The 26647-nt window shown below is 69.2% G+C and carries 20 protein-coding genes; 11 read left to right on the top strand and 9 right to left on the bottom strand.

The genetic code is table 11. From position 1 onward, the window contains the following. Positions 1 to 11: 11 nt before the first annotated feature. Entirely contained in the window at positions 12 to 437 is a 426-nt protein-coding gene (locus ACH34W_RS04410) for an SRPBCC family protein (RefSeq protein ID WP_395959391.1), read from the top strand. A gap of 322 nt (positions 438 to 759) precedes the next feature. On the opposite strand, the gene holA is transcribed toward ACH34W_RS04410, so the two are convergent. Both holA and ACH34W_RS04400 read right to left on the bottom strand, forming a co-directional pair. Continuing rightward, on the bottom strand, positions 760 to 1719 hold the full coding sequence (gene holA, locus ACH34W_RS04405; protein WP_395959390.1) for a DNA polymerase III subunit delta: 960 nt from the start codon (positions 1717 to 1719) through the stop codon (positions 760 to 762). Between the two features lie 199 nt (positions 1720 to 1918). Then, positions 1919 to 2842, bottom strand: a complete 924-nt coding sequence (locus tag ACH34W_RS04400; protein WP_395959389.1) for a LysR family transcriptional regulator — start codon at positions 2840 to 2842, stop codon at positions 1919 to 1921. 123 nt (positions 2843 to 2965) lie between these two features. On the opposite strand from ACH34W_RS04400, the gene ACH34W_RS04395 reads away from it, so the two are divergent. Further along, complete coding sequence (locus tag ACH34W_RS04395; protein WP_395959388.1) at positions 2966 to 4231, top strand: MFS transporter; 1266 nt, start codon at positions 2966 to 2968, stop codon at positions 4229 to 4231. A gap of 281 nt (positions 4232 to 4512) precedes the next feature. On the opposite strand, the gene ACH34W_RS04390 is transcribed toward ACH34W_RS04395, so the two are convergent. From ACH34W_RS04390 to hflX, 5 genes are all read right to left on the bottom strand, one after another. Next, positions 4513 to 6588 carry a ComEC/Rec2 family competence protein gene (locus ACH34W_RS04390; protein WP_395959387.1) on the bottom strand — a complete coding sequence of 692 codons (2076 nt, stop codon included), beginning with the start codon at positions 6586 to 6588 and terminating at the stop codon, positions 4513 to 4515. A gap of 314 nt (positions 6589 to 6902) precedes the next feature. Continuing rightward, complete coding sequence (locus ACH34W_RS04385) at positions 6903 to 7451, bottom strand: helix-hairpin-helix domain-containing protein (protein WP_395959386.1); 549 nt, start codon at positions 7449 to 7451, stop codon at positions 6903 to 6905. A 347-nt stretch (positions 7452 to 7798) separates the two neighbouring features. Then, complete coding sequence (locus ACH34W_RS04380) at positions 7799 to 8650, bottom strand: DegV family protein (protein WP_395959385.1); 852 nt, start codon at positions 8648 to 8650, stop codon at positions 7799 to 7801. A 58-nt stretch (positions 8651 to 8708) separates the two neighbouring features. Further along, positions 8709 to 9923: an imidazolonepropionase gene (gene hutI / locus ACH34W_RS04375; RefSeq protein ID WP_151564577.1), complete on the bottom strand. Its 1215-nt coding sequence runs from the start codon at positions 9921 to 9923 to the stop codon at positions 8709 to 8711. A gap of 1069 nt (positions 9924 to 10992) precedes the next feature. Further along, positions 10993 to 12372: a GTPase HflX gene (gene hflX, locus ACH34W_RS04370; RefSeq protein ID WP_395960039.1), complete on the bottom strand. Its 1380-nt coding sequence runs from the start codon at positions 12370 to 12372 to the stop codon at positions 10993 to 10995. 534 nt (positions 12373 to 12906) lie between these two features. Between hflX and aceB the strand changes: the two genes are divergently transcribed. From aceB to ACH34W_RS04330, 8 genes are all read left to right on the top strand, one after another. Next, positions 12907 to 14514: a malate synthase A gene (aceB, locus tag ACH34W_RS04365; RefSeq protein ID WP_395959384.1), complete on the top strand. Its 1608-nt coding sequence runs from the start codon at positions 12907 to 12909 to the stop codon at positions 14512 to 14514. A gap of 105 nt (positions 14515 to 14619) precedes the next feature. After that, a complete protein-coding gene (locus ACH34W_RS04360; RefSeq protein ID WP_395959383.1) occupies positions 14620 to 16068 on the top strand; it encodes an FAD-linked oxidase C-terminal domain-containing protein in 1449 nt (482 codons plus the stop codon). Positions 16069 to 16093: 25 nt separating this feature from the next. Continuing rightward, entirely contained in the window at positions 16094 to 17317 is a 1224-nt protein-coding gene (locus ACH34W_RS04355; RefSeq protein ID WP_395959382.1) for an FAD-binding oxidoreductase, read from the top strand. Further along, positions 17317 to 18666: a heterodisulfide reductase-related iron-sulfur binding cluster gene (locus tag ACH34W_RS04350; protein ID WP_395959381.1), complete on the top strand. Its 1350-nt coding sequence runs from the start codon at positions 17317 to 17319 to the stop codon at positions 18664 to 18666. Before ACH34W_RS04355 ends, ACH34W_RS04350 begins: the two co-directional genes overlap by 1 nt. Positions 18667 to 18919: 253 nt before the next feature. Next, positions 18920 to 19642, top strand: a complete 723-nt coding sequence (locus ACH34W_RS04345) for a hypothetical protein (protein WP_395959380.1) — start codon at positions 18920 to 18922, stop codon at positions 19640 to 19642. Positions 19643 to 19887: 245 nt separating this feature from the next. After that, complete coding sequence (locus ACH34W_RS04340) at positions 19888 to 20502, top strand: TetR/AcrR family transcriptional regulator (RefSeq protein ID WP_395959379.1); 615 nt, start codon at positions 19888 to 19890, stop codon at positions 20500 to 20502. Between the two features lie 410 nt (positions 20503 to 20912). Continuing rightward, positions 20913 to 22868, top strand: a complete 1956-nt coding sequence (locus tag ACH34W_RS04335) for a histidine kinase (RefSeq protein ID WP_395959378.1) — start codon at positions 20913 to 20915, stop codon at positions 22866 to 22868. Between the two features lie 426 nt (positions 22869 to 23294). Then, the gene (locus tag ACH34W_RS04330; protein ID WP_395959377.1) at positions 23295 to 24485 is read left to right on the top strand and encodes a hypothetical protein; all 1191 of its coding nucleotides are present in this window, start codon (positions 23295 to 23297) and stop codon (positions 24483 to 24485) included. Positions 24486 to 24503: 18 nt separating this feature from the next. On the opposite strand, the gene dapF is transcribed toward ACH34W_RS04330, so the two are convergent. Next, the gene (gene dapF / locus ACH34W_RS04325; RefSeq protein ID WP_395959376.1) at positions 24504 to 25352 is read right to left on the bottom strand and encodes a diaminopimelate epimerase; all 849 of its coding nucleotides are present in this window, start codon (positions 25350 to 25352) and stop codon (positions 24504 to 24506) included. A 17-nt stretch (positions 25353 to 25369) separates the two neighbouring features. Beyond that, positions 25370 to 26281, bottom strand: coding sequence for a tRNA (adenosine(37)-N6)-dimethylallyltransferase MiaA (miaA, locus tag ACH34W_RS04320; RefSeq protein ID WP_395959375.1), 912 nt, complete (start codon positions 26279 to 26281; stop codon positions 25370 to 25372). 98 nt (positions 26282 to 26379) lie between these two features. Here miaA and ACH34W_RS04315 point away from each other — a divergent pair, with 98 nt between their 5' ends. Then, positions 26380 to 26604 carry an antitoxin gene (locus ACH34W_RS04315; RefSeq protein ID WP_395959374.1) on the top strand — a complete coding sequence of 75 codons (225 nt, stop codon included), beginning with the start codon at positions 26380 to 26382 and terminating at the stop codon, positions 26602 to 26604. Positions 26605 to 26647 lie beyond the last annotated feature (43 nt).

Raw genomic sequence — 26647 nt, 5'->3', positions numbered from 1 at the left:
CGGAGCACGAGATGCACCACGAAGTCACCATCGACATCAACGCGCCTGCGGAGACCGTCTGGCGTCTCCTGGAAGACGTCGAACGCTGGCCCGAGTGGACCGCTTCGATCGACCGCGTGGAACGGCTCACCGACGGCCCGTTCGGCGAAGGCAGTAAGGCCCGCGTCCACCAGCCCAAACTCCCCGCCGCCATCTGGACCGTCACCGATTTCGCCCCGGGCCGCTCGTTCACCTGGATGGCACGCACCCCCGGCCTGACCACAGTGGCCTCGCACGACATCACCCCGAACCCCAACGGCACAGTGAACGTCCGCCTAAGCCTGGACCAAACCGGCCCCCTGGCGTTCCTGATCGCCCTCCTGGCAGGCCGCCGCTCCCGCCGCTACGTAGCAATGGAAGCCGCGGGCCTGAAACGCAAGGCCGAGTCCCAGCAGTAACCCAACGGCATCCCGATAAGCCGTATGCCCGAGGGCCACCGCGGCGCCGACTGACGCCCCATCCTGCGATCAGCGCAAGTCGCGGCACGGCTGGCAACCATGACGTCCTTCTGGGCAGGCCCGAGGGTCACCTGGAGTACGACGAGTCCCGATCAGCGGCTGGTCCCACAGACAGCGCCACCGGGTAGTCATAGCCACGCCGTGACGGCACCCGTCCAGTCATGAAGTCCGGCCATGATCGAGTCGGCGCCACGCAACAGAGTGGCAGCCTTTCACGTCCCGCAGTCGCATGATGGAGCCGGACACCGGCCGCACATTTGCCTCAGCGGACGGCTCGGGCGGCGACGATGTCGCTGACGGCTTTCTCCAAGGCGTACGCGGGATCGGCGGCGCCGCCTTTGACCTGGAGGTCGGCCTCGGCGACGGCGCCCAGTGCCCGCGCGACGCCCTCACCCGACCAACCGCGAAGCTGCCTCTGAACACGGTCGATCTTCCAGGGCGGCATGCCGAGTTCCTTGGCCAGCGCCGCGCCTCGGGCCCCTCGTGGGGCGCCGCCGACCTTCGCCAGTCCCCGCACCCCCTGCGCCAGAGCACTGACGATCAGCACGGGCGCGACGCCCGTCGCCAGGGCCCAGCGGAGCTGCTCGAGTGCGTCGGCGAGCTGTCCCTCGATCGCCTTGTCGGCCACGCTGAAGCCGCTGACCTCAGCCCGGCCGCGGTAGTAGCGTGCGACCGCGGCGTCGTCGATCTTCCCGCCGGCGTCGGCCACGAGCTGGCTGCATGCCCCGGCCAGCTCGCGCAGGTCGTTCCCCACGGCATCAAGCAGGTTGCGCGCACCGTCAGCGGAGATCTTCCCGCCATGCCGTCGGATCTCGTTGCGGACGAAGTCGATCCGCTCACCCATCTTGGTGATCTTCGGACAGGCGATCTTGCGGGCCCCGGCCTTGGCGAGCCCGTCCGCCAGCGCCTTGCCCTTGGCGCCGCCCGCATGGACCGCGACCAGCGCGACGTCCTCAGCCGGATTCTTGACGTACGCGAGGACCTCGGCCGCCAGATCCTTGCCCAGATCCTGGGAGGACCGCAGGACGAGCACCTTGCTGCCCCCGAACAAGGAGGGGGAGGTCAGCTCGGCCAGCCGCCCCGTCTCCAGCCCGCCCGGCGCGAGGTCGATCACCTCGACCTCAGGATCGGCCGAACGGGCGGTGGCGACCACGTCGCCGACCGCACGGTCCACGAGCAGTTCTTCGTCACCGACGATGAGCGTGATGGGTTCAGCTGGCACCCCAGCAGCATGCCACGCCCGGCCCCAAGCTCCGTCCCGGAACCCGCCATCCCCTGAAGACGGTGCCCCACCCCCCTGCCCGACCACGTAGCCCAACATCCCTCCCCCAGTCCCCCACACAATCGTTCACGCGATGGTCATGGCACGCCCGGCGCCCAGGCCGTATGTACCTGAGGCCGTCATGCAGCCCTCGGCCTGGTCACTGGCGCGATGAATGTGCCCAGTTGGGGGTCCAGGTTTCGGGTCCGGGCCGGGCGGAGCCGAGGTGATCGCGGAGTGCGGCGAGTGCGGGGTGTGGGTTGTCAGCACGCCAGATCAGGCAGTGCGGATAGGCCGGTGTCGGTTTGTGAAGGGCGATGCGCCGCAGTCCGTAGTCAGCGGGCCAGGCGAATCGGGTCTGCTCGCCGACGAAGGTGGCCAGCCTCGAGGAGTCGGCGATCGTGTCGAGGAGGGGGTCGATGCCGAAGTTGGGGCCGGTCGTCTCGATGGTGAGCCCGAACTCGGCGGCGAGGTCGTCGTAGAACGTGGCCCACTCGGTGCCGGAGACGATGCCGGGCATCCAGATCCGGTGCTCTGCGAGCTGGGCGGGTGTGACCGCGTGGGCGGAGGCGAGCTCGTGGTCAGGTCCGGTGACGAGCTGAAGGGATTCGTTGAAGACCAGGGCCGCTTCGATGCCATCGGGAAGCCGCCGGGTGACGGCGCGGAAGGACGCGTCGATCATGCCGGACTGGAGGGCGCCGATGGCCGCGTCCGCGTCGAAGAGGGTCACGACATCGAGGTCGATATCGGGATGCGCGCCGTGGAAGCCGCGGAGCAGACCTGCCGGCGCGAGCCGCCGGCCGATCACGTCGACCCGCAGCGCCCGGCGGCCCAGCCGGACGGAGGCGGCCGCCCGCTCTTCGGCGTGGAGGAGTTCACGGGCGTGGGGATGGAACGCCTGCCCGTCGATGGTCAGCTGGGCTCCACGGGCTGTGCGGGTGAACAGCCGTACACCGAGATCCTTCTCCAGCGCGGCGATGCGTTTGGAGACCGCCTGCTGAGTGATCGACAGGTCGGCCGCTGCTTGCTGGAACTGGCCCGCGTTCGCGACGGCCACAAAGGTACGCACGGCGTCGAGGTCCACAAATAGACCTTAGCGATACAACGTCTGGTTGTGACTCACCCCTAAATCAGTTGTTTGATCCCACCGCGCCTGCTCACTACGGTCTTGATGGTCAACGCGGGGTTGTAAAGGAGAACACTGAACATGAGGTCGCTGGGCCGGGAGTTCCGGTGGCTCTGGACGGCCTACGCGGTCAGCACGTTCGGCACACGGCTCGCGTTCGACGCGTTTCCCCTGATCGCGATTTTCGTCCTGCATGCCGAGCCGGTCGAGGTGTCGGTGCTGGCGGCTGCCGGACTCGCGGCCGGCGCAGTGATCGCGGTGCCGCTCGGTCCCTGGGTGGAGTTCCGCCGCAAGCGGCCGGTGATGGTCGCAATGGATCTGATCCGGTTCGTGGCCATGATGAGCGTTCCCACCGCGTTCGCGCTCGGCTGGCTCACGTTCGCACAACTCCTGGTCGTGTCGGTCATCGTCGCCGCCTCCGACATCGCGTTCAGGGCGGCGAGCGGCGCATGCCTGAAGGCGCTCGTGCGTCCCGAGGATCTCCTGGTCGCGAACGGACGGTTCGAGTCGACGACCTGGACCGCCACCGTGCTCGGACCGCCGCTCGGAGGGGCCGCGATCGGGCTCTTCGGCCCGATGGCGACCGTGGTGGCCAACGCGGTCAGCTACCTGCTCTCGGCAGTGGGAATCCGTGCGATCGGCGGCAACGAGCCGCGGCCCGTACGAACCGGCGCGCCACGGCTCCGAGCCGCCGACCTGCTCGAAGGATGGCGCCACATCCTGACCCACGCCACCCTGCGCCCGCTGTTCTTCAACGCCCTCCTGGTCAACGGCCTGATCATGGCGACCTCGCCGCTGCTGGTGTCCCTCATGCTCGGCCCCCTCGGGTTCGCCCCCTGGCAATATGGGCTGGCGTTCGCAGCGCCCTGCGTCGGCGGTCTCATTGGCTCGCGCCTGGCCCACCGACTCGTCGCGCGGTTCGGGCAGCACAAGGTGATGCTCACCGCCGGAACGCTGCGCGCGTGCTGGTTGCTCGGCCTGGCCTTCATCCATCCCGGCATCACCGGTCTGGCGCTCGTCATCGTCATCGAACTCGGCTTGATCACCTGCATGGGCGTGTTCAACCCGGTGCTCGCCACGGCCCGTCTCGAACAAACCGCAACCGACCGTGTCGCCCGTACCTTGGCAGCCTGGACGGTCACGAGCAACGCCACCATCGCGGCCATGACCGCCCTCTGGGGCCTCCTGGCCAGCATCACCACGCCCCGCACCGCGATCGCGGCAGCCGGCCTCCTGATCCTGGCGACTCCCCTCCTACTCCCCCGCCACCCCCCAAAGCAGACCCCGGACCCAATCCTGCAAGCAGACACCCTCGGCTCCCAGGAGCCGGTTACACCCAAGCCATAAAGGCACGTTCCCAGAGCAGAAGTCCGCCCCAATGGCAGCCGCCCCGGCCGGGCGCCTTGCCTGCCCTGTTTCGGAGTCCACTGTGTGGCGGTGAGTCGCGATCCGTGAGTGGCGGGGTTGCCGGGGAAGGTCATCGACACCGAACCAATCGATCACATGACGGGGCGGCTGCAGCGCCCTGGCCGCCTTACTATGACCCCAACCGGCACGCCATGGAATGCCGCATTGCCTTACGCCACCGCGCCTCTTCGACAAGCTCAGCCGTCTGCCGACTGAGGCGGTCATCGGCGGGTGACAACTGACACGCCTCCCATTGCCCGCAGCAAGGCCACGTCGCCGCTCTGGTCAGTGCGGTAGATGCGGGTGCGCGTGTGTCGTAGGAGGGTGAGGGTGGCGGGCGCCGGGTGTCCGTAGTCGTTGTCCTTGCCGACCGAGATGACCGAGATCGCGGCGTGGGCGGCGGCCATGAAGGCCGGGTCCTGACGGCGTGACCCGTGATGGGCGACCTTGAGAACGTTCACTGGCGGAACGTTCGTCGCCAAGGCCTGCTGCGCCTCGGTCTCGATGTCGCCCGCGAGCAGGGCGCTGAAGCCCGGGCGCCGAGCCACCAGCACGATGCTGGCGTTGTTGATCGTGGTCCCGTCGTCGTCCGATGACAGTCGCGGTCCCTCTGGCGGCGCGAGCACGGACAGGTGGAGGTCGCCGATGGTCCACTGCTGGCCGGGTACGGCCGCCCTGACCTGCAGGCCACCGAGCAGGCGCGACTCCTTGCCCGAACTGCGGGACGTGGTCAGCACCATGTCGACCCTCCGGCCACGTCTGACTCCGCCGACCCCGTCCACGTGATCCGCGTGGGGATGAGTGAGGATCAGCATCGGCACGCCACGGACGCCGAGCCGTCGCAGGCATCCGTCCATCAGGTGGGGTTCCGGCCCGGCGTCCACCACGACCGCTCGTTCACCACCGGCTGCGAGGACCAGTCCGTCACCCTGACCCACGTCGCAAACGATCAGCGCCCACCCGCTGGGCGGCCATCCCGGAGCCGTCACCCGCAATGCGAGGACGGCGGCGAGGACGCCGACCATCACGGCGGCTCCGATCAGGCGCGCCGGCCGCCACCGCAGGATCACGAATGCTGCGGCACCTGCCAATAACAGAGTGAACGCACCCAGCGCGCCTCCAGTCCAGGCAACTGTCGCGTATGGCAGATCGGCCGCCGTACGTGCGATCCAGATGATCCAGCCCACAGCAAGGCCCGCAGGCCACACGACCAGCCGCGCCAGGGACAACTCCGCGAACGCGACCACCGCTGCGAGTGCGCCGAGCAACGTCGCGGGTGCCACCGCCGGGGCCGCGAGCAGGTTCGCCACGATCGACACGACCCCCAGCTCACCCGAGAGCATCACCAGCAGCGGTGCGACGGCGAACTGCGCGGCGGCCGCGACCGCCAGGGCGTCGGCCAACGGACCGGGCATCCGGCGACGGAGATGCCTCCGCCAGGGTGGCGCGAGTACGAGCAGTCCGGCCGTCGCGACCACAGAGAGCGCGAACCCGTACGAACGGGCCAGCGACGGGTCGATCAGCACCAGCAGAAGCACCGCCGCACACAGCGCGGGCAGACCCTGCTTTTCGCGGCCGCTCAACAGCGCGATCAGCCCGATCGCCCCCATCACCGCAGCTCGCAGGACACTGGGCTCAGGCCGCGCGACGAGCACGAACGCGACCACGGCGACGGCAGCGGCGAACGGAGCCCAGCGCCGCCCCAATCCCAGCAACCGGCACAACCCCAGCACGGCGCCGATGACGATCGCGAGATTCGCGCCTGAGACCACGAGCAAGTGTGAGAGACCCGCCGTCCGGAAGTCCTCGGCCAGCCCTGTGTCCAGCCGCGACGTATCGCCGACCACCATGCCCGGCAGCACGCTCCGCTGATCGTCGGGCAACCCCTCGACCGCCAGGCGTAACTTGACCCGTACCTCCTCCGCCGCCCGTTGGACCCTCGACGGCGGCCCCAACACCTGCGGTGGGCCTCGTACGACCGCAGCCGCTGCCAGCAGCTCACCGTGCCGGGGAACGGTCAACCGAGCGGTCAGCCGCACCCGCTGGCTCGGCACCAGCCCCGACCACCGCCGGTCCGCCGCGATCAACAACACCGGCACCCGAACCCGAGTCCGCTGCACCACTTCCGCCCGCGCACGCACCAGCAAGACCTGACGCGCCGCTGCCCCAGTGGCCTGCGGCTCCCCCGTCACCACCGCCTCAAGCGACACCACGCGCTCTGCGCGCGCCATCTCCCGTACCGGCCCCGTCTCCACCGCCGCAACCCGCATCCCCACACCGGCCGCCGAAGCCGCCACGCAGGCCAACACCACCCCCACAAACGCCCGCCGAACCTTCACCGCCCTCAATAAACGAATGCGGCGGCCCGACTCCCAGACCCACCAGAAGCTCTGCCTTCGCCGACCACGCCGTGTGATGCGGCATGCCAGGCTCGCCGCTCGCCGCCAGCAGCGGGTCAGGAGCAGGATCGCGGCAACTCCAGCAATGGCAGCGGAGCCGTACGCCACGACTGGCGGAATTCCGATCGCAAGTGCCGATGACAACCACACGGCCAGCGCGGGAGGAAGGAGCCGCAAGTCGTGCCTGGGTCCTTCTTCCTCCTCTTGCGGAGTCATACGCGGACCATGGGCTTGAGCTCGGAGAAGCGGCGTGAGCCGATCCCGGAGACTTCCTGGAGCTGGTCGACTGAACGGAAGGAGCCGTGTTGGCTGCGGTAGTCCACGATCCGCTGGGCCAGTACCGGGCCGACGCCGGGCAGGTCGTCCAGTTGCGCAACGGTCGCGGCGTTGAGATCTAGCGGTGTCCCTGGGGCCCCGGGCGTCGGCCCTCCGGATATGGCAGGAGCGGCGGCCGTCGGTGGAGGGATGCCGACTGGGATCTGCTCGCCGTCGACGAGCTTGCGGGCCAGGTTGAGGGAGTCCGTCCGGGCTCCTGGTCGTACGCCACCGGCCGCTTTGATCGCGTCCGCCACCCGCGTGCCGGTCGGCAAGGTGACTACACCGGGACGTCGCACCTTGCCGGAGACGTGAACGATGACGCGGGCGGCGGGCGACGTCACGCCGGCGACGGCAAGCGACGGGCTGGGGACGGCCTCAGTCGTCGGCTCCGGGCGAGGACGTGCCATCCAGAGGTAGACACCGGCGACGAGGGCCGCGATCACACCGAGCAGGGCGAGCGCGCGGGCGCCCGGGAGGCCTGGGTCGAGTCGATCACGCAGCGGCGGCTCAGGGGCTTCAGGGCCTGAACGTAAGGACGCGGCAGGAAGAGCGCCGCCTCCGAATGAGCTTGGCGGGCCGCTCCCTCCCTGCCTGGGCGAGCGCAACCGTTCGATCAGCTCGTACAGCCTGTCAGTGGGACTACTGAACCTCATGCGTCACGAAGCTAGGCACTCACCGTGACCAGCGATAGACCCAGAGCAAATTGTGGATAACTCCATGACCCTCGCCAAGCTCAGCAGCCGGACGGCCGCACCTTCTCCGGCGACCGGATGGGCTCGGCAAGGGCCGTTCAGCCGAGTTGGGGAGCCACCACAACGCCGATCATGCCCGGGCCCACGTGCGCTCCGATGACCGGTCCGGCCTCGCCTACATAGACATCCTCGACGTTGGGAATGCGCTCCCGCAGGCGGGCCGCCAGGGCTTCCGCGCGAGGGGCGGCGGAGACATGCTGAACGCCGAGGTCGACGACGTGATGTTCGCCGGCGGCCTCGACCGCCAGCTCTTCGAGGCGAGACAGGGCCCGAGAAGACGTCCGGACCTTTTCCAGCGGCTCGATCTTGCCGCCGACGATGTTGAGCAGCGGCTTGACCATGAGCGCCGAGCCGAGCAGTGTCGCGGCGGCACCGATGCGGCCGCCGCGGCGAAGGTGTTCGAGCGTGTCAACGTAGAAGAGCGAGCGGGAGAGTTCGGCGCGGCGGAGAGCGACCGTCACGACCTCGTCCGTGTCGGCGCCGCCGAGCGCGGCAGCGGCGGCGGAGAGGGCGGTGAGGCCGAGCCCCAGTCCGATGGTGCCGGAGTCGATGACTCGTACGGGCACAGGCGCATCTTCGGCTGCGAGCCGTGCCGCTTCGACGGTGCCCGACATCGCCGCAGACAGATGCACCGAGACGATGGAGTTCGCCCCCGCTCCGGCGCAGGCCTTGAAGGCGTGCGCGAAACGTTCAGGAGACGGCCGGGACGTGGTGACCGGATGCCACTCCTTGAGCGCCTGAGCCGCCTCGGCGGGGGTGATGTCACCTTCGTCCCGCACGGTCCCGCCGATGGCGATCTGCAGCGGAACGACGGTGAGCTCATGCCGTTCGGCAAGGCCAGGGGGTAGGTAGGAGGTGGAGTCCGTGACAACCGCGACGGCGCTTCCCATGGAGCGAGGTTATCCCCTTGCGGAGGAAGGCGAATTATCACCAGGTAACGATCGTTTTTCAGGGCTGGACGGGGACCCCGCCTCGCCAGACCCGGAGGGCGCGGAGTCCGAAGGCCCAGGCGAAGGCACCCTCGTGGTCGGCGTCCCAGAGGACGATGTCGGCGAGCATGCCCGGGGCGAGGGAGCCGCGGTCGCCGACGCGGAGGGCGGCGGCTCCGCCGAGAGTGGCGGCGCGGAGGGCCTCGGTGACGCTGAGGCCGAACATCGCCACGGAGAGACCGATGACGAGCGGCATCGAGGTGATGCCGCACTGGCCCGGGTTGTGGTCGGTGCCGAGGGCGACGGTCACGCCGCGGTCGAGCATGGCGCGGACCGGGGCCGGCGGGCGGGCGCTGTTGAGGGCGCTGCCCGGGCAGACGGTGGCGGTGACCCCGGCGTGCGCGAGTGCCTTGATGTCGTCGTCGTTGGCCTGGGTGAGCAGGTCGGCGGAGGCGCAGCCGACCTCGGCGGCGACCTGCGCGGCGCCGACGCGTTCGTTGGCGCAGGCGTGCATGCGGGCCTTGAGGCCGGCACGCTTGCCGGTCAGGAGCAGCGCGCGGGCCTCTTCTGCGGTGAAGTGCCCCTCGTCGCAGTAGACGTCGATCGAGTCGGCGCCGGCCGCGGCGGCGTCGCCCGCCCAGAGGCGGACGGCCTCGATGTAGTCGCGGCGGCGGCCGAAGAACTCCGGCGGCAGGATGTGCGCCGCGAGGAACGTGGCGTGGATGCGCGGCATGGAGGGCTCACCCTCGAGCGAACGCAGCATCCGGATGTCGGCCAGCTCGCCGTCACGGGTGAGGTGGTAGCCCGTCTTGGCCTCGACGGTGGTGGTACCGGCGAGGATCCACTGGCGGAGGCGTTCGCGGACGGCGTTGCACAGGGTCCACGGGTCGGTGCCGCGCGTCACGGTGACGGTGGAGTTGACGCCGCCGCCGGCCGCGGCGATCGCCGAGTGGGAGGAGCCGCTCGTGCGCATGGCGAGCTCGGCCCAGCGGTTACCCGCGTAGACGGGGTGCGAGTGGGCGTCGATGAGGCCGGGGGTGACCAGGCCGCCGCCGAGGTTTTCCACGTGGTCGACATCGACGATGTCATCGATGATGCCGGGGACGCTCTGCGGAAGATCCGACGCGGGCCCCGCCCAGACGATCCTGTCGTCGTGGATGAGCACGGCGGCGTTGCTGCAGACGTCGGTGCCCGTCCAGAGCCTGCCGATGTTCGTCAACAGCCGTACCGTCATAGGGTCACCGACCTGAATGGATCAACGCGCCGGTCGGCACAGGACCGGACGCCGTGGCGAGATGGGGCGGGCCACCTGCTCGCGACCATGAACGCAGACATGCCATGCAGAGGGCCACCTGCTCTCGATCCGAACGCCGACTGGGTGCCGACGAACTCACCACTGGGGGAATGGGTGATCGATTGATCACCTTGAGCAACGAGACCGGAGATATCGGTTTCGTCACGGTAGTGCACTGGAGGCCCGACCGACAACCTCTGGCCAACAAACGCACCCATCTCGGAAAGGGTTCCGGGAACCCGCCGCTCACCAGGCCGCGAGGGGCCCTCGTTCGCGCAGGTCACCAGACGTGGACAACCAGACAAAGTACGCAGATCCCTTAGTAATCCAAGAAGTATTCGGCCACTGCCCCTCTCCTCCGACGCCCTGTCCTTAGTCCTACGACCGTACGGACTCTCGCAGAGGCGTCAAGCGGAATTGAGAAGCTGTCACCGTAAGGCGACCACCATTAAGGTTTCGGCCGACAATCCACCCGTCAAAGGCGCGACCCACCCGCTCGGCCAATGACCCCCGGCCAACATGCTAACGCCCGCTGCCACCCGCCAAACGCATGAGACACGAGGCGACGCACCGCCGCCGGCCACCGAGCCGGCAGCAGAACGAGGTGCACGCGCCAGGCTCGGCCCCACCCTCACCAGGGAGGAAGCAAAGCCTGACTGGGGCACCCACCTGCGACTCCGCGCGTGGTCCACGAGCGGGCCGCCTCGGTTTGACACGGACGACTCGTGGTTTCCCCGCCGCACCCTAAAAGGGAACAGAAGGCAAAACAGGCTGTTGTCGCTTGGATGGCTAAGCCTCCACACAAGTGCACGCGGACCGGAATTCGGACGAGACCGATGGAACCGGTCTCGCCCGCAGGTCACCGGACCGATGGACTCGGTCCGGCAGGGAGGCGCACGACGCCTGGGTGCGGATGGGACCAGCGGCCTCATCCGACCCGCTAGGACCCTATGGCCTCGTTCGGATGCATCACACCACTCCGGAGAGTGATGTTAGAACGGTGCAAAGGTTAGGACGTTGTGACTGTTTGCTCCACGTACCGTTCGAGGTCTCCGGCCAGGTCAGCGGGTACGCGCGCGTGGAGGACGGTGCCTTCGGCGACGTGGTCCTGCTTGATGACCTCGCCGCGCTCGTGCACCTGGGCCACCAGGTCACCGCGGTCGTACGGGACGACGACGTGGAACTCGCGCTCCAGGCCCGGCAGGTCACGCTCGATGAGCGCGCGGAGCTCCTCCATGCCCTGGCCCGTACGGGCGGAGACGACGACGCTGTGCGGCTCACGGCGCTGGAGGCGGGCCAGCGTGAGGTCGTCGGCGGCGTCGGCCTTGTTGATGACCACGATCTCGGGGATCGAGTCGGCGCCGATCTCGCGGAGGACGACGCGTACCGCCTCGAGCTGGGCCTCGGGGTCGGCGTCGGACCCGTCGACCACGTGCAGGATCAGCCCGGCGTCGGTGACCTCTTCCAGCGTCGAACGGAACGCCTCGACGAGCTGGTGCGGAAGGTGCCGCACGAACCCCACGGTGTCGGCCAGGGTGTAGGCGCGGCCGCTCGGGGTCTCCGCACGCCGGACGGTCGGGTCGAGGGTGGCGAACAACGCGTTGTCCACCAGCACCCCGGCACCGGTCAGCCGGTTGAGCAGCGACGACTTGCCCGCGTTGGTGTAGCCGGCGATCGCCACGGCCGGGACCGCGTTGCGGCGCCGCTCGCCGCGCTTGGTGTCGCGGGACTTGGCCATCTCGGCGATCTGGCGGCGCAGCTTGGCCATGCGCGTACGGATCCGGCGCCGATCCAGCTCGATCTTGGTCTCACCGGGGCCGCGGCCGCCGATGCCGACGCCTCCGGCGGCCCGTCCGCCGACCTGGCGGGACAGGTTGCCACCCCAGCCGCGGAGGCGGGGAAGGAGGTAGTCGAGCTGAGCGAGCTCGACCTGGGCCTTGCCCTCGCGGCTCTTGGCGTGCTGGGCGAAGATGTCGAGGATCAGCGCGGTCCGGTCGATGACCTTGACCTGGACGATCTCTTCGAGGTGCCGCAGCTGGCTGGGCGCCAGCTCGCCGTCGCAGATGACGGTGTCGGCGCCGGTGGAGATGACGATGTCGCGCAGCTCGGCTGCCTTGCCGGAGCCGATGTACGTGGCGGCGTCGGGGCGGGTGCGGCGCTGGCTCAGGCCCTCGAGCACCTCCGAGCCCGCCGTCTCGGCGAGCAGCGCGAGCTCGCGGAGGGAGTTCTCCGCCTCGTCGGCGGTGCCTTCGGTCCAGACGCCCACCAGGACGACCCGTTCGAGCCGCAGAGCCCGGTATTCGACCTCGGTGACGTCGGTCAGTTCGGTGGAGAGCCCGGCGACGCGGCGCAGGGCGCGCCGGTCCTCAAGGTCGAGGTCGCCGGTCATCGGCTCGCCGTCGAAGTCGGTGAGGTCAGTGAATTCGTCGAACTCGGCGTCGCCGTCGAGGCCGCCGGCGACGTTCGAACCCTCGAAGCTCTCGATCTCGTCCCGCTCGATCTCGTTGCGGATCTTGGTCTCCTGGTCTGCGAAGAAAACGTGAGTCATATGTCTTGTTCAACACCGCCGCGCGGGTGCGTCTTCCCTCACATCCCGGCGATCGTCTCACGGCCACGACCACACGGACAGTTGATTATCACCCCGCCACTCGGGGATACCCAGCCCACCCGGGGATACCCAGCCACCCGGAGCTACCCCGGGGGCTACGGGGATACCCCGGGAGCTACACGGCCCACCCGGAGTTCCCACCCGACGAACCTCATCCCCTCGCCATCGGCAGGGTGCGCTTAGGACTGGGACGGGTAAGTCGGCAGGTCGTAGGTCTTGCGGGCTTGGCCACCCGCTTTGACCTGCTCCCATACCGGCGAGTAGCGTTCTCCACACAACAGAAGCAGAATTTCACTATACGAAAGGGCAGGGCAGATGGCTGCACTCGAAGGCGTGGAGGTCACCGGCCCCATCAACGCGCGGTACGACGAGATCCTGACGCCCGAGGCGCTCAGCCTGGTCGCCACGCTGCAGCGCGAGCTCGGCACCCGGCGCAAGGAGCTTCTGCAGGCCCGCGCCGACCGGCAGGCGCGCCTGTCCGCGGGCGGCACCCTGGACTTCCTGCCGGAGACCGCCGAGATCCGCGCCGACGAGACCTGGCGGGTGGCCACTCCGGCACCGGGCCTGGAGGATCGCCGCGTGGAGATCACCGGGCCGACCGACCGGAAGATGACGATCAACGCGCTCAACTCCGGCGCCAAGGTGTGGCTGGCCGACTTCGAGGACGCCAACACCCCGCTCTGGGACAACATGATCGAGGGCCAGCTCAACCTGCGCGACGCCCTCGACCGCACGATCGACTTCACCGACCCCAAGTCCGGCAAGTCCTACGCGCTCAAGGCCGACGACGAACTGGCCACCATCGTGGTCCGGCCCCGCGGCTGGCACATGGAGGAGAAGCACCTCCTGGTGGACGGCGAGCCCGTGTCAGGGTCGTTGTTCGACTTCGCCCTGTACTTCTTCCACAGCGCGCGCCGCCAGCTGGCGAAGGGCAAGGGCCCGTACTACTACCTGCCCAAGATGGAGAGCCACCTCGAGGCACGGCTCTGGAACGACGCGTTCAACATCGCCCAGGACACCCTGGAGGTCCCGCGCGGCACCATCCGCGCCACCGTGCTGATCGAGACCATCCCGGCCGCGTTCGAGATGGAGGAGATCCTCTACGAGCTCCGCGACCACTCCGCCGGCCTGAACGCGGGCCGCTGGGACTACCTCTTCTCGGTCATCAAGAAGTTCCGGGACCGCGGCGCCGACTTCGTCCTGCCCGAGCGGAACGCGATCACCATGACCGCCCCCTTCATGCGCGCGTACACCGAGCTGCTGGTGCGCACCTGCCACAAGCGCGGCGCCCACGCGATCGGCGGCATGGCCGCGTTCATCCCGTCCCGCAAGGACGAGGAGGTCAACAAGATCGCGCTGGAGAAGGTCACGGCGGACAAGACCCGCGAGTCGAACGACGGTTTCGACGGCTCCTGGGTCGCGCACCCCGACCTCGTCCCGGTGTGCCGTGAGGTCTTCGACGGCGTGCTCGGCGACAAGCCCAACCAGCGCGACCGGCTCCGCGAGGACGTCCGGGTCTCGGCCGCCGACCTGCTCAACGTGTCCGCGACGCCGGGCGACATCACCGAGACGGGCCTGCGCGGCAACGTCGACGTGGCGCTTCGCTACCTGGCGACTTGGCTGAACGGGTCGGGCGCGGTGGCGATCCACAACCTGATGGAGGACGCCGCCACGGCGGAGATCTCTCGTTCCCAGGTGTGGCAGTGGATCTACAACGGCATCTCCACGAAGGAGGGCCAGAAGATCACCAAGGAATGGGTCGAGCAGATCCTGGACGAGGAGGTCGCCAAGATCCGCGAGGAACTGGGCGACGCGTACAACGAGCCGCGTTTCAACGAGGCCGTGACGCTCTTCAAGGACGTCACGCTCGCGGACGAGTACAAAGAGTTCCTGACCACTCCCGCGTACGTCCACTTCCCGTAGGCGGCATCTTCCCGTAGGCGGCATCCGGGTGATCTTGCAGTCGTTCGTCTCGGGGGAGGAAGCTGAAAGGGCGAGGGCTCAAAGGGCGAGGGGAGGTGGGCGGGGATGGAAACGACACTCCCTGCGCTCGCGGGGCGCCTGGCAGGGGTGCTCGGCGACGAGGCGGTCATCACCGATCCGGTGCGGTTGCGGACCTACGAGTGCGATGGCCTGACCAACCATCGCGCCATGCCCGCGATCGTCGTGCTGCCCGAGAACGCCGAGCAGATCGCGGCGGTCGTACGGGAGTGCGCTGCGGCGGGCATCCCGTACGTGGCGCGCGGTTCGGGCACCGGGCTGTCGGGCGGCGCGCTCCCCCGGACGGACGGCGTGCTGATCGTCACGTCCCGGATGCGCCGCATCCTGGAGATCGACATTCCGAACCAGCGCGCCGTCGTCGAGCCCGGCGTGATCAATCTCGATGTGACCCGCGCCGTCCGTCCGTACGGCTACTACTTCGCACCTGACCCCTCCAGCCAGCAGATCTGCTCGGTCGGGGGCAACGTGGCGGAGAACTCCGGCGGCGCCCACTGCCTCAAGTACGGCTTCACAGCCCACCACGTCCTCGCCTGCGAGATCGTGACGCCCGACGGCGAACTGGTCACCCTGGCCGCGGGCGACCCCGGCTATGACCTCCTGGGCGCGTTCGTCGGCTCTGAGGGCACGCTCGGCATCGCGACCAAGATCACGGTCCGGCTGACGCGCGTACCCGAGACCGTGCAGACGCTCCTCGCCGCCTACGACTCGATCGAGGCCGGCGGCAAGGCCGTCTCGGCCATCATCGGCGCGGGCGTCGTGCCGGCGGCGATCGAGATGATGGACGCGCTGTCCATCGAGGCCGCCGAGGCATCGGTCGCGTGCGGCTACCCGCCCGGCGCCGGAGCCGTCCTCATCGTCGAACTCGACGGCCCCGAGCCCGAGGTCGCGGCCCAGTTCGCCGAGGTCGAACGGCTGTGCCGCGAGGCCGGCGCGTTCGAGATCCGCATCGCCGCCGACGACGCCGCGCGGGCACTGATCTGGAAGGGCCGTAAATCCGCGTTCGCCGCCGTAGGCAGGATCAGCCCCGCCTACATCGTCCAGGACGGCGTGATTCCCCGTACGGCGCTCCCCCAGGTCCTCGCCAGCATCGACGCGCTCTCGGCAGAGTCGGGTGTACGCGTCGCCAACGTTTTCCATGCGGGCGACGGCAATCTGCATCCCCTCGTTCTCTTCGACGACGCCGAGCCAGGCGCGGCTGAACGCGCCGAAGAGGTCTCCGGCAGGATCCTCGATCTCTGCATCGAGCACGGCGGCTCCATCACGGGCGAGCACGGGGTCGGCGTCGACAAGGCGCGTTACATGCCGCGCATGTTCAGCGAGGCCGACCTCGACACAATGCAGATGGTGCGCTGCGGCTTCGACCCCGCCGGTCTGTGCAACCCGGGCAAGGTGTTCCCGACACCCCGCCTCTGCGGCGAGGTGCCGGGCGTGCGGAAGGGCCCGCACCCGTACGAAGGAAAGGCGGACATCTTCTGATGGGCGGCCGAAAGGCGGACATCTGATGGGCGGCCCTCTGGACGCGCTGGCGAAGGTCTGCGGTGACGTACGGCCGGGAGAGCCCGAGGAAGGCGTCCTCGGCGTAGCCCCGCGTTTCGTGGCCGCGCCCGCGACGGTGGCCGAGGCCGCCGAGGTCATGCGGGTCGCGGCCGAGCAGGGGCTCGCCGTCATCCCCCGGGGCGGCGAGACGCGCCTCGACTGGGGCCTGCCGCCGGATCGCTGCGATCTGCTCCTCGACACGTCGCGGCTGGACCGCGTCATCGAACACACCGCCGGTGACCTGGTTGTCAAGGCCGAAGCCGGGCTCACGACGGAGCGGCTCGCCGAGGTCCTGGCCGAACGCGGCCAGCGCCTGTCGCTCGACGCGCCCCTCCCCGGCTCCACGGTCGGCGGAACGATCGCCACCGGCGCCGCCGGTCCCCTCCGGCTGCTGTACGGATCGCCCCGCGACCTGGTCATCGGCCTCACCATCGTGCGGGCGGACGGCCAGATCGCACGTTCGGGCGGCAAGGTCGTCAAGAACGTGGCGGGATACGACCTAGGGCGGCTCTTCGCTGGGTCGTACGGAACGCTGGGCCTCATCGTCGAGGCCGCCTTCCGGCTGCACCCGGTGCCCTCTGCCCACGCCTACATCACGGCCCCCGTCCCAGACGCCGCCAAGGCTCACGAGGCTGTCCAAGCCGTACTGCACTCCCCCGTCGTCCCGAGCGCCCTCGAATGCGAGGCTTCCCCAGAAGGCATCACGCTGGGCGTCCTCCTGGAGGGCGTCCCAGAGGGCGTAGCGGCCCGTTCCACCCACGTGGCAAACCTCCTGGGACCCGACGCCAACATCAGCCAGGAGGCACCCGCCTGGTGGGGCACCTATCCCGACGGAACGACCCTCATCGAAGTAACCGCCCCTCCCTCTGCCTTGACGGAGGCGCCTGTGGCCGAGACTGGCGCGGCGTTGGCCGAGATGGGGGGTTGCCAGGTGCGGTGGTCGGCGTCTGGGAAGGGGTACGTGGGGTTGACGGCGGATGCAGGTGAGGTAGCTGAAGTGCTGACGCGCCTGCGTGCGACACTCGTCCGCCACCGGGGCGGTGCCGTCGTGCGGTATGCGCCTGAAGGTGTTCGCACGGCTGACGATGTGTGGGGGCCTGTGCCTGCGTTGACGTTGATGCGCCGGGTGAAGGACCAGTTCGATCCGGAGCACCGGCTGTCCCCTGGCCGCTTTGTGGGAGGAATCTGATGACCACACCCCAGGACCTCCCCGAGCCGGTCGTTGGATCGCCCGGGGCCACGCCGCCGGACCTGCTCGGTGGAGGTGAGCTCCCCAATCTGCTCGGGGACTGCGTGCACTGCGGGTTCTGCTTGCCCACGTGCCCCACGTACGTGCTGTGGGGCGAGGAGATGGACTCACCGCGCGGGCGCATCCATCTGATGCAGCAGCACGCGGAGGGCACGCCGCTGAGCGGGCCGATGGTCGAGCACTTCGACCGGTGCCTGGGCTGCATGGCGTGCGTGACGGCGTGCCCGTCCGGTGTCCAGTACGACCGGTTGATCGAGCTGACCCGGGCCGAGGTGGAACGCGAGCATCCCCGTTCGGCCAAGGAGCGCCTTATCCGCGAGGTGGTCTTCAAGCTCTTCCCGTACCCCGCTCGCCTCCGGGCCCTGCGCGGCCCGCTCCGCGCTTACCAGAAGACGGGGCTCGACCGGCTTGTCCGCCGCAGCGGCGTCCTGGACCGTCTCTCGCCCGCCCTTGCCGCCATGGAACGGCTCGCGCCGCCTCTCGGCCCGGCACCACGCCTCCCCGAACGCGTCGCGGCACGCGGCGGGCGGCGCGCGACGGTCGGGATGCTGACCGGATGCGTGCAACGGGAGTTCTTCCCGGGTGTGAACGCGGCGACCGCTCGCGTTCTGGCCATGGAGGGCTGCGACGTCATCATCCCCAAGAGCCAGGGGTGCTGCGGAGCCCTATCCCTGCACTCCGGCCGTGACGACGAGGCACGCGACTTCGCGCGCCGGACGATCGTGGCGTTCGAGGCCGTGGACGTGATCGTGGTGAACGCGGCGGGCTGCGGGTCGGCGATGAAGGAGTACGAGAGGCTGCTGGCGGACGATCCCACGTGGGCGGGCCGGGCGGAGGCGCTGTCGGTCAAGACGAAGGACCTGGCCGAATTCCTCGTCGAGATCGGTCCGCGAGCTGAACGGCGGCCAGTTCCGGCCACGGTCGCGTATCACGACGCCTGTCACCTCTCGCATGCCCAGGGTGTGCGCAGCCAGCCACGCGCCCTGCTCACCGGCATCCCGGAGCTGACCGTCCGGGAGATCGCCGACCCTGAGGTGTGCTGTGGTTCGGCCGGTACGTACAACATCTTCCAGCCGGAGGCCGCCGCCGAGCTCGGTGACCGCAAAGCCATGTCCGTAAGGGCCACAGAGGCCGAATTGCTCGTCGCCGCCAACCCCGGCTGCTCCATGCAGATCGCCACCGCGCTCGCCCGGCAGGGCACGCGGATCTCCGTCGCGCACACGGCCGAGGTGTTGGACGCGTCACTCCGTGGCCTCGGCGCCGGACCCCTCCTCAGGCGATCTTCGTAGCGAACTGACTGCCTTTTCCGTCTAATCACCCTTGGTAATGCCCCGCCACGACCATTCCGAATGCCCTGCTATGGTGACTGCCCCCGGGGCAGGGAGCGCCTATCGGGCCTGGTCTGGTGGGTCCGGAGCGCTCGAGCCCGCAGGCAGGTCCAATGATGCTCCCGCCTGTGCTATAGGCAGGCCCGACGACGCGCCTGAGCTTCATGAAGCTGGGCCCGAGGACTGTGCTGGAGAGCCCGAGGAGCACGACACCATGTCCAACAGCTACCACTCCCACCGCCGCCGGAAGAAGAGCAGCGCGGGCAAGGTCGGCTTGGCCGGCGCACTCACGGGTGCGGCCGGCATAGCGGCCGTGGCAGCCGGGATCCTCGTCATCCGCCCCGTTCTGAGTCCCGGCGACGACGGGGCCGCTGACAGGCCGCCGGCTCTCTCCAGCCAGGGCAACGCTCCAGGGGCGACACCCGCGCCCAAGGTCGGTCCGGCGCTCAGCATCACCACTCCCGAGGGCTACGCCTACAGCCTCGCCGCCGCCAAGACGGGCGTGGACTCCAAACCGCTGAGCGACAGCACCCCGGCCCCGGCCGGCTCAACCTACGCGTACGCCGAGTACGTCATCACCAACACGCAGAAGCGCCCGGTCCTGCTGGACTTCCCCGCTGACATCTTCCTGCCGCGCGGGGAAGTGCCCAGAGCGGCACAGGAGCGCTGCATGCCGCAGGCAGGCGTCCCTCAACACATGTGCACGCTTCCCAACCGCAGCAAGGTGACGGCACGCCTGAACGGCTCGCAGGCGCCCATCGAGGACGCTGGCGACACGCTCATCCCCGTGGGCGCCTCGTACCTCGTCCGGGTCGCCACCGACCTGTCCGTGAGCGAGAGCCTCGATACCCAGGACATCAAGCTGTACGTGTGGAACGCCCGCTACACCAGCGACCGCAAGGGCATCGAACTGGCGTTCCCCGCCGGCGCCGGCTGACCTGCGGTGTAGGCGCCGGTTCGGACCTGCGGTGTGGGCACCGGTTCGGATCTGTGTTGTAGGCGCCGGTTCGGATCTGCGGTGTGGGCGCCGGTTCGAATCTGCGTTGTAGGCACCGGCTGGCCTGCGCTGTAAGCGCCGGCTCGGACCTGCACGGGGATCCAGGTCCGAGCCGACTTCACCCCCTGGTGGCGGTACGGCGCGGCGGATTTGTGGAGAACGAATACTCGTTTTATATTTTGGTCATGCCACGAGTCAGCGAAGAGCACCTGGAACGCCGCCGCGCGCAGATCCTTGACGCCGCCCGGGCCTGCTTCATCCGCAAGGGCTTCCACGAGACGTCCATGCAGGACATCTTCGCCGAATCCGGCCTCTCCGCCGGGGCCGTCTACCGATACTTCAAGAGCAAGACCGAGATCATCGAGGCCCTGGCCTCCGGCACCATCGGCAGTCTGGCAGTCTACGTCGCCGCGGTCCTCGAAGAGGACCCCGTCCCGACCCTGGACGACGCCGTCGGCCGCCTGACCGAACAGATCGTCACCATGGTCGGCCCCGGAGAAAACCTCCGCCTCGCCCCCCAGGCCTGGGCCCTCGCTATGTACGACGAACAATTCGGCACCTACGTCCGCGACCGGATGACCGCGGTCCGCACACTCTGGATCGCGTACGTGGGCCGCCTGCGCGACGCCGGGATGGTCCCGCCCGACACCGACTGCACCGCCGCCGGCAAAGCCCTCTTCGCCATGCTGCCGGGCTTCGTGCTCCAATACCTCCTCGTGGGGGACGTCACTCCGGATGACTTCCGCCGAGGGCTCCGCTCGCTGGCCGCCTCCACCACGCTGACCCCCAATCCCGCCTAACCGGGTTTTACCCAGCCAGGGGCCAACTCAGAGCTGCCAACTCACAGCTGTATGACGTGGTGGGCTCTGCATTACCAACGTCCAGCTATTTTGAGACGTGGTACGGGACGTGAGCGTGAACTGACGTCCAGTTCCCACCAGAGCGCAGCGGTCGCCTGGGGGAGCTCCGGCGAAGACTCGGATGGTGCAGGTTGGCGCACTGTGTGGCTAGAGTCACGTCGACGTACGAGCATCCCGCGCATGACGATCTCCCCCTTTTTGCAGCCCCCGCGTGACCCCGGTTACACGCTGGTGACGAGGCAAGTCTCCACTCCGCGCAGTCCCGTTGTCCTGAGACGGCCGCCCCTGCGCCCGCAGGACATGACCCGGAAGCTTTACCATTCCATTACTTTTTGACTCGGGGAGCGTGGATGCTCACGGTGAGGCACGACGAGCGGGCCGCCGCCCGGGGTGGGCTCTTGCTCGCTCTGACGGCGGTACTGGTCGTGTTCGCCTCACTGCTGCTCGGCCTGGACATACCCGAGCGCCGGCGGATGGTCTGGTGGCATCCGGAGATCGTGATCGCGCTCTTCTGGACGCCCGTCGCCGCGTTCCTGCTGCGGCATCGCCCCGGGCTCCGGGTGGGCTGGGTGATGCTCGTGGCGGGGTTCAGCGCGTCGGTGTACGTGCTGTCCCTCAATCTCGGACCCTGGCTCGACGAGCACGGCTGGATCGGGGCCGGGTTCTTCCTCTGGCTCAGCCACTGGCTGTGGGCGATCGACACGTTCATCCTCACCCTCGTCCTGCCGCTGATCTTCCCGGACGGGCGGCTGGTCTCCCGCCACTTCCGGCCGGTGCTGGCGCTGGCCTGCGCGATTCCGCTGATCGTCTGCGTGCACCTGACGGTCGACCCGGAGGCGCGGCGCTTCCACCACGGCGTCTCGGTCTATCCGCTGCAGGACGTCCCGTGGCCCATCAGCACGGTGATCGTCGGCACGCTCCTGCTGAGCATGGTGTCGATGGTCGTCCGATTCGTGAAGTCGCCGCCCGACGTACGGCGGCAGATCGGCTGGGTCATCTACCCGGGCGTCCTCGGACAGGCGATCATCTGGGTCGGCGAGGTCACCCCGATCGGCGACCCGATCCGCAACACCACGATCGCGGCGGTCCCGATCTGCATCGCGATCGCCATCACCCGGTACCGGTTGTACGACATCGACGTCGTCATCAACCGCACCCTCGTGTACGCCGGCCTCGTCATCGTGATCACGGGCGTCTACTTCGCGCTGGTCGGAGCGACCAGCCTGCTCGTCGCCGACCATGGGTCGCTGGCCGGGCTCGCCGGCGCGATCGCGGCGGGGGCGGTCTTCGAACCCGCGCGGCGGCGGCTCCAGCGCGCGGTCGACCGCCTCCTGCACGGTGAACGCGACCCGTACCGGCTCGCCGACGGGATCAACCGGCGTCTTCAGGCCGCCTCCGACCCCGCCGCCGCGCTGGCCGTGGCCGCCGAGGCCGTACGGGAGGCGCTGCGCGCGAACGGCGTCATCATCGAGGTGCTCGACCGGGACGGCCGCGCGGTCACCGCGGACAGCGGCAAGATGGAAGAGCGCCCCGAGGTGATCCCCCTCGTCTGGCACGGTGAGCCCGTCGGGCGCCTGATCTTCTCCCGCCGCCGCACGCCCGATCTCCGCCTCGCCTCGATCCTGGCCTGCAACCTCGCCGAGCTGGCGAACGCGGCGCGGCTGGCCGCCGACGTGCAGCGCTCCCGTGAACGCATCCTGCGTACCCGCGAAGAGGAACGCCGCCGTCTGCGCCGCGACCTGCATGACGGCCTGGGCCCGACGCTGGCCAGCCTGGCGATGACCGTGGACGCGGCACGCATCACCCTCAAACGCGACCCGGAAGCCGTGGACGCCCTTCTGGAAGACCTCCGCTCCACCATGGGTCGCACGATCGGCGACATCCGCGACCTCGTCTACGACCTGCGCCCGCCTGCGCTGGACGACCTCGGGCTTGCAGGTGCCATCCGCGCACTGGGCGGTGTGGTCTCCACGGAGGACGGCCCCCGCGTCGACGTCCACGTTGAAGGCGACCTGTCCAGCCTCCCCGCCGCCGCCGAGGTCGCCGCCTACCGCATCGTCCAAGAGGCCCTCACGAACGTGCACAGACACGCCAAGGCCCGCGCTGCCGTCGTGCATCTCAACATGAACGGCGACCTCCACGTCACCGTCGGAGACGACGGCGTGGGCCTTCCCCCGGACGTCCGTTCCGGCATCGGCATGTCCTCGATGCGCGAACGCGCCGCAGAACTGGGCGGCTCCTGCTCAGTGGGCCCGGCCCCTAACGGCGGCACCGTAGTCAGTGCCCGCCTCCCAATCCCCCCGTGACCCGCGCCAGAGCGCGTACAAGGGAATCCTTTACCGCCGTGATCCCGCAGGGGTAACAGCGGAAGCGGGACCACGGCGGAAGAGGATGCACCCCTCATGCATGAGGGCCGGTGACCGCCCCCCGCCAAGAAGGTCGCCACCGGCCCCCGGGCTCCGCTGCGGTGCCGGGGCTCCCATCCCGGACCCGTGCGGGCCTTTCCACCAGGAGGTGTGCAAGACCGAAGTTAAGCCCCGCAGGGTCCCGCCAGTGAGGGACATCTGTCCCGGTCTTTCCGGGACGAACGTGCACAACCCCTCTGGCCTCTATAAATACCGATCAGTTTTCCTCAGTTGATGACAAAAGCCGCAACACCTCCTGACTATGCCAGCAGATGGTGGCATAGTTAATCGCGGTTTGATCGTCCCTCCGCGCACCGAGGAGTCATCGTGTCCGCACAGCACATCGTGTCCTCGCTCGCCGACCCCATCACTCGACGTCGCGCCCTCACACTCGCCCTGGCGGCCGGAGCCGGCTCCGCGCTTGGCGGAACCGCGCTTGGCGGAACCGCATCCGCCTCCGCCACGACACAGGCGGCGCCACCCACGGGCCAGTGGAACGACGTGCCGATCCCCTCCGACACCGCCCCGCAGCTGTTCGGCGTGGCGGCGCCCACGCCGCACCACGCGTTCGCGTTCGGGCAGCACTCATGGCAAGACAAAGAAGTCACGACCGCACTGCACTGGAACGGCCGGGAATGGCTCCACAAGGACGTTCCGCCGATCAAGTGGACCTGGTACCTGGACGTGGCCGCGGCGAGCCCCTACGGCGCCTGGGTAGTCGGGCTCACGCACCGCGAGCAACTTCCGGTCGGGCTTTACTGGAACGGGTTCCGCTGGCGGGAGGCGCCGCTTCCCAGGACAGGCACCGGAGGCATCTCGTCGCCCCCAGCGGTCAGCGCCGAGCCGGGCGGCACCGCGTGGGCCGTTCTCTCCGAGGGCCCCGCGGCCGGCCAGTCCTCCGTACTGCGCTTCGAACACGGCGCCTGGGTGCGCAAGGCGTCCCCCACGCTGCCGGAAGGCTCCCAGCTGGTCACCATCGCCGTACGTTCGCCTTGGGACGTGTGGGTGGGAGCAGCGGGACCTTCCTCGGGCGGCGAATCGTTCACCTTCCATTGGGACGGGAGGAGCTGGACCAGGCAGAGCATGCCCGGCTCGACCGTGCCCTCCTGGGGATCGATGGACATCTTGCCGGTCTCGCGCAATGAGGTCTGGGCGTACGTCGGCGGAGGGTCGAGCCAGCAGCAACTCTTCCGGCTGGACGGTGATGTGTGGACGAAGGCGACGAGCGTTCCGCGGTACGGGATGTTCCCGATGCCGTACGGGGGCTCGCTCGTATCCGACCGGAACGGCGGCGTATGGCTCCCCGCGCTCGGCGAGAGCGTGGGAAGCGGCCGGACCGGTTACCTGCACTGGAACGGGACGGAGTGGGGCAGGCTGCTCGGCCCCATGCGCGACACGAGCATCGGCTTCGTAGAGGCCCAGGACATGGTCGCCATCCCGGGCACCCGCTCGATGTGGGCGGTCGGGGTCCAAGGCACCGGCGTGAAACCCTTCATCGAACGTTTCGACCCCCGCTGATCCCGCGACAGGCGCGGGTCAGGTGGCTGTGAGCCAGTCTTGGCGGATCTCGCCCTCGGCCACCAGGACGGCCGGGCCCTTGAGGTAGCTGGTCTGTCCGTCGAAGGTGACAGTGAGACGGCCGCCCAGGACGTCGACGATCCACTCGCCCTGCGGGAGCTTGCCATCGACCGGGGCTGCGGAGCCGAGCGCCGCCGCCGCTGCGACCGCCACCGTGCCGGTGCCGCAGGAACGGGTCTCGCCCGAGCCGCGCTCGTAGACCCGCATCTCCAGGTGGTTGTCCCCCACCGGCCGGAAGAACTCGACGTTGACCCCCTCAGGGAAGGCCTCGGGGTCGAAGTCCGGTGCGCGGGTCAGGTCGAGCGTGGCGACCGGCTCGTCGATGCGGCAGGCCAGATGCGGGTTGCCCATGGAGACGCGCTCTCCCGCGTACGGGCGTCCGTCGACAGCGGCTTCACCGGCGCCCTGGTGGACGGGCGGTCCCATGTCCGCGCTCACGTCGCCGCTCACGCCCACCGTCACGCGTCGCAGTCCGGCGCGGGTGGCCAGATTCCACTCTCCGGGCGCCGCGAGGCCCGCGTCGACCAGATACCGGGCGAACACGCGCACGCCGTTGCCGCACATCTCCGCGATGCCGCCGTCGGCGTTCCAGTAGTCCAAGAACCACTCGGCGTCTCCGGCCAAGGCCTCCGCGGCAGGGTCACCGGCGGTCTTCGTCCGTACGACGCGCAACACCCCGTCCGCCCCGATGCCCGCGCGCCGGTCGCAGAGGCGGGCGACGATCCCAGGGGTCAGTTCGAGCCCGCCGTCGGCATCCGGCAAGATCACGAAGTCGTTCTCGGTCCCGTGGCCCTTGAGGAAGCGCATCTCCCGATCGTATTGGCTCAGGTCGCCGGTCGCGTCAGGGCCAAGGCCTGATCAAGGAGGTCGGGCGCGTCGTACGGCAGCCAGTGGACCCGCGGATCGCGTCTGAACCACGACTCCTGGCGCCGCGCGAAACGCCTCGTGGCCCGGACCGTCTCCTCCTTCGCCTGATCCTCCGTCCACTCCCCCGCCAAGTACCGCAACACCTGGGCATATCCGAGGGCCCGCCCGGCGGTGAGACCGTCCCGGAGCCCCTCTCGTTCAAGCTTGCGCACCTCGTCCACCAGCCCGGCCTCCCACATCCGCGCCACGCGCAGCGCGATGCGCTCGTCCAGTTCGGGGCGCGGCACGGTGAGTCCGATCTGCACGGCGTCGTACCGGTAGCGGTGTTCGGGCATGGTGGCGGTGAAGGGGCGTCCCGTGATCTCGATGACCTCCAGTGCGCGGACGATACGCCGCCCGTTGCTCGGCAGGATCGCCTCCGCGGCCTTGGGGTCGCTGCGCTGCAGCCGTTCGTGCAGAACGCCGGAGCCCACCGCCGCCAACTCCTCCTCCAGCCGCGCCCGTACGGCCGGATCTGTGCCCGGAAACTCCAGATGATCGAGCGCGGCGCGTACGTACAGTCCTGAACCCCCGACCAGCACGGGAATCCGGCCGCGACCGTGGATCTCGCCGATCACCTCGGCGCTGAGCCGCTGGAATTCGGCGACGCTGGCGGCCACCGTCACGTCCCAGAGGTCGAGCAGATGGTGCGGGACGCCGCGCATCTCGGCCGGGGTGAGCTTCGCGGTGCCGATGTCCATGCCCCGGTAGAACTGCATCGAGTCGGCGTTGACCGCCTCGGCGCCCAGGCGCAGCGCGAGGTCCACGGCGAGATCGGACTTGCCGGCGGCGGTCGGCCCTACGACGGCGATGACGTTTGGTGAGGTCACAGGCTTAATTCTGGCAACGAATTGGGTAGGGGTCGGGGCGTACGGGCGTCGTACGGGAGCCGGACGATGCCGTGGGACGAGGGATCGGGGGGAAGTAGATGTCCATCGTCGACAAGGTTAAGGAAATGCTCGGCGGCCACGGCGACAAGGCCAAGGGCGCGGTCGGCAAGGCCGGTGACATGGTCGACAAGAAGACAGGCGGCAAGTACGCCGACAAGGTCGACACGGCACAAGACAAGGCCACGGAGTACATCGACGGTACGAAGCCGAAGGACACCGGCACGCCACCGCCAACGGGCCCCGGTACTCCGCCCAGGGCCTGACCAGGACAGCCTCGCGGACCGCCCGGCCGTCGCGGACCGCCCG

Origin of the sequence: Actinomadura sp. 6N118, assembly GCF_044326415.1 — a bacterium.
Taxonomy (GTDB): Bacteria; Actinomycetota; Actinomycetes; order Streptosporangiales; family Streptosporangiaceae; genus Spirillospora.
The sequence above is the reverse complement of the archived record's forward strand: the minus strand, read 5'-3'. Positions and strand labels throughout refer to the sequence as shown.

Excerpts from the sequence above, each read along its gene's own strand:
- ACH34W_RS04410 (WP_395959391.1), top strand. The coding sequence starts at position 12 with ATGCACCACGAAGTCACCATCGACATCAACGCGCCTGCGGAGACCGTC.
- ACH34W_RS04395 (WP_395959388.1), top strand. The coding sequence starts at position 2,966 with ATGAGGTCGCTGGGCCGGGAGTTCCGGTGGCTCTGGACGGCCTACGCG.
- ACH34W_RS04380 (WP_395959385.1), bottom strand. The coding sequence starts at position 8,650 with ATGGGAAGCGCCGTCGCGGTTGTCACGGACTCCACCTCCTACCTACCC.
- hutI (WP_151564577.1), bottom strand. The coding sequence starts at position 9,923 with ATGACGGTACGGCTGTTGACGAACATCGGCAGGCTCTGGACGGGCACC.
- hflX (WP_395960039.1), bottom strand. The coding sequence starts at position 12,372 with ATGACCGGCGACCTCGACCTTGAGGACCGGCGCGCCCTGCGCCGCGTC.
- aceB (WP_395959384.1), top strand. The coding sequence starts at position 12,907 with ATGGCTGCACTCGAAGGCGTGGAGGTCACCGGCCCCATCAACGCGCGG.
- ACH34W_RS04360 (WP_395959383.1), top strand. The coding sequence starts at position 14,620 with ATGGAAACGACACTCCCTGCGCTCGCGGGGCGCCTGGCAGGGGTGCTC.
- ACH34W_RS04355 (WP_395959382.1), top strand. The coding sequence starts at position 16,094 with ATGGGCGGCCCTCTGGACGCGCTGGCGAAGGTCTGCGGTGACGTACGG.
- ACH34W_RS04350 (WP_395959381.1), top strand. The coding sequence starts at position 17,317 with ATGACCACACCCCAGGACCTCCCCGAGCCGGTCGTTGGATCGCCCGGG.
- ACH34W_RS04345 (WP_395959380.1), top strand. The coding sequence starts at position 18,920 with ATGTCCAACAGCTACCACTCCCACCGCCGCCGGAAGAAGAGCAGCGCG.
- ACH34W_RS04340 (WP_395959379.1), top strand. The coding sequence starts at position 19,888 with ATGCCACGAGTCAGCGAAGAGCACCTGGAACGCCGCCGCGCGCAGATC.
- ACH34W_RS04335 (WP_395959378.1), top strand. The coding sequence starts at position 20,913 with ATGCTCACGGTGAGGCACGACGAGCGGGCCGCCGCCCGGGGTGGGCTC.
- dapF (WP_395959376.1), bottom strand. The coding sequence starts at position 25,352 with ATGCGCTTCCTCAAGGGCCACGGGACCGAGAACGACTTCGTGATCTTG.
- ACH34W_RS04315 (WP_395959374.1), top strand. The coding sequence starts at position 26,380 with ATGTCCATCGTCGACAAGGTTAAGGAAATGCTCGGCGGCCACGGCGAC.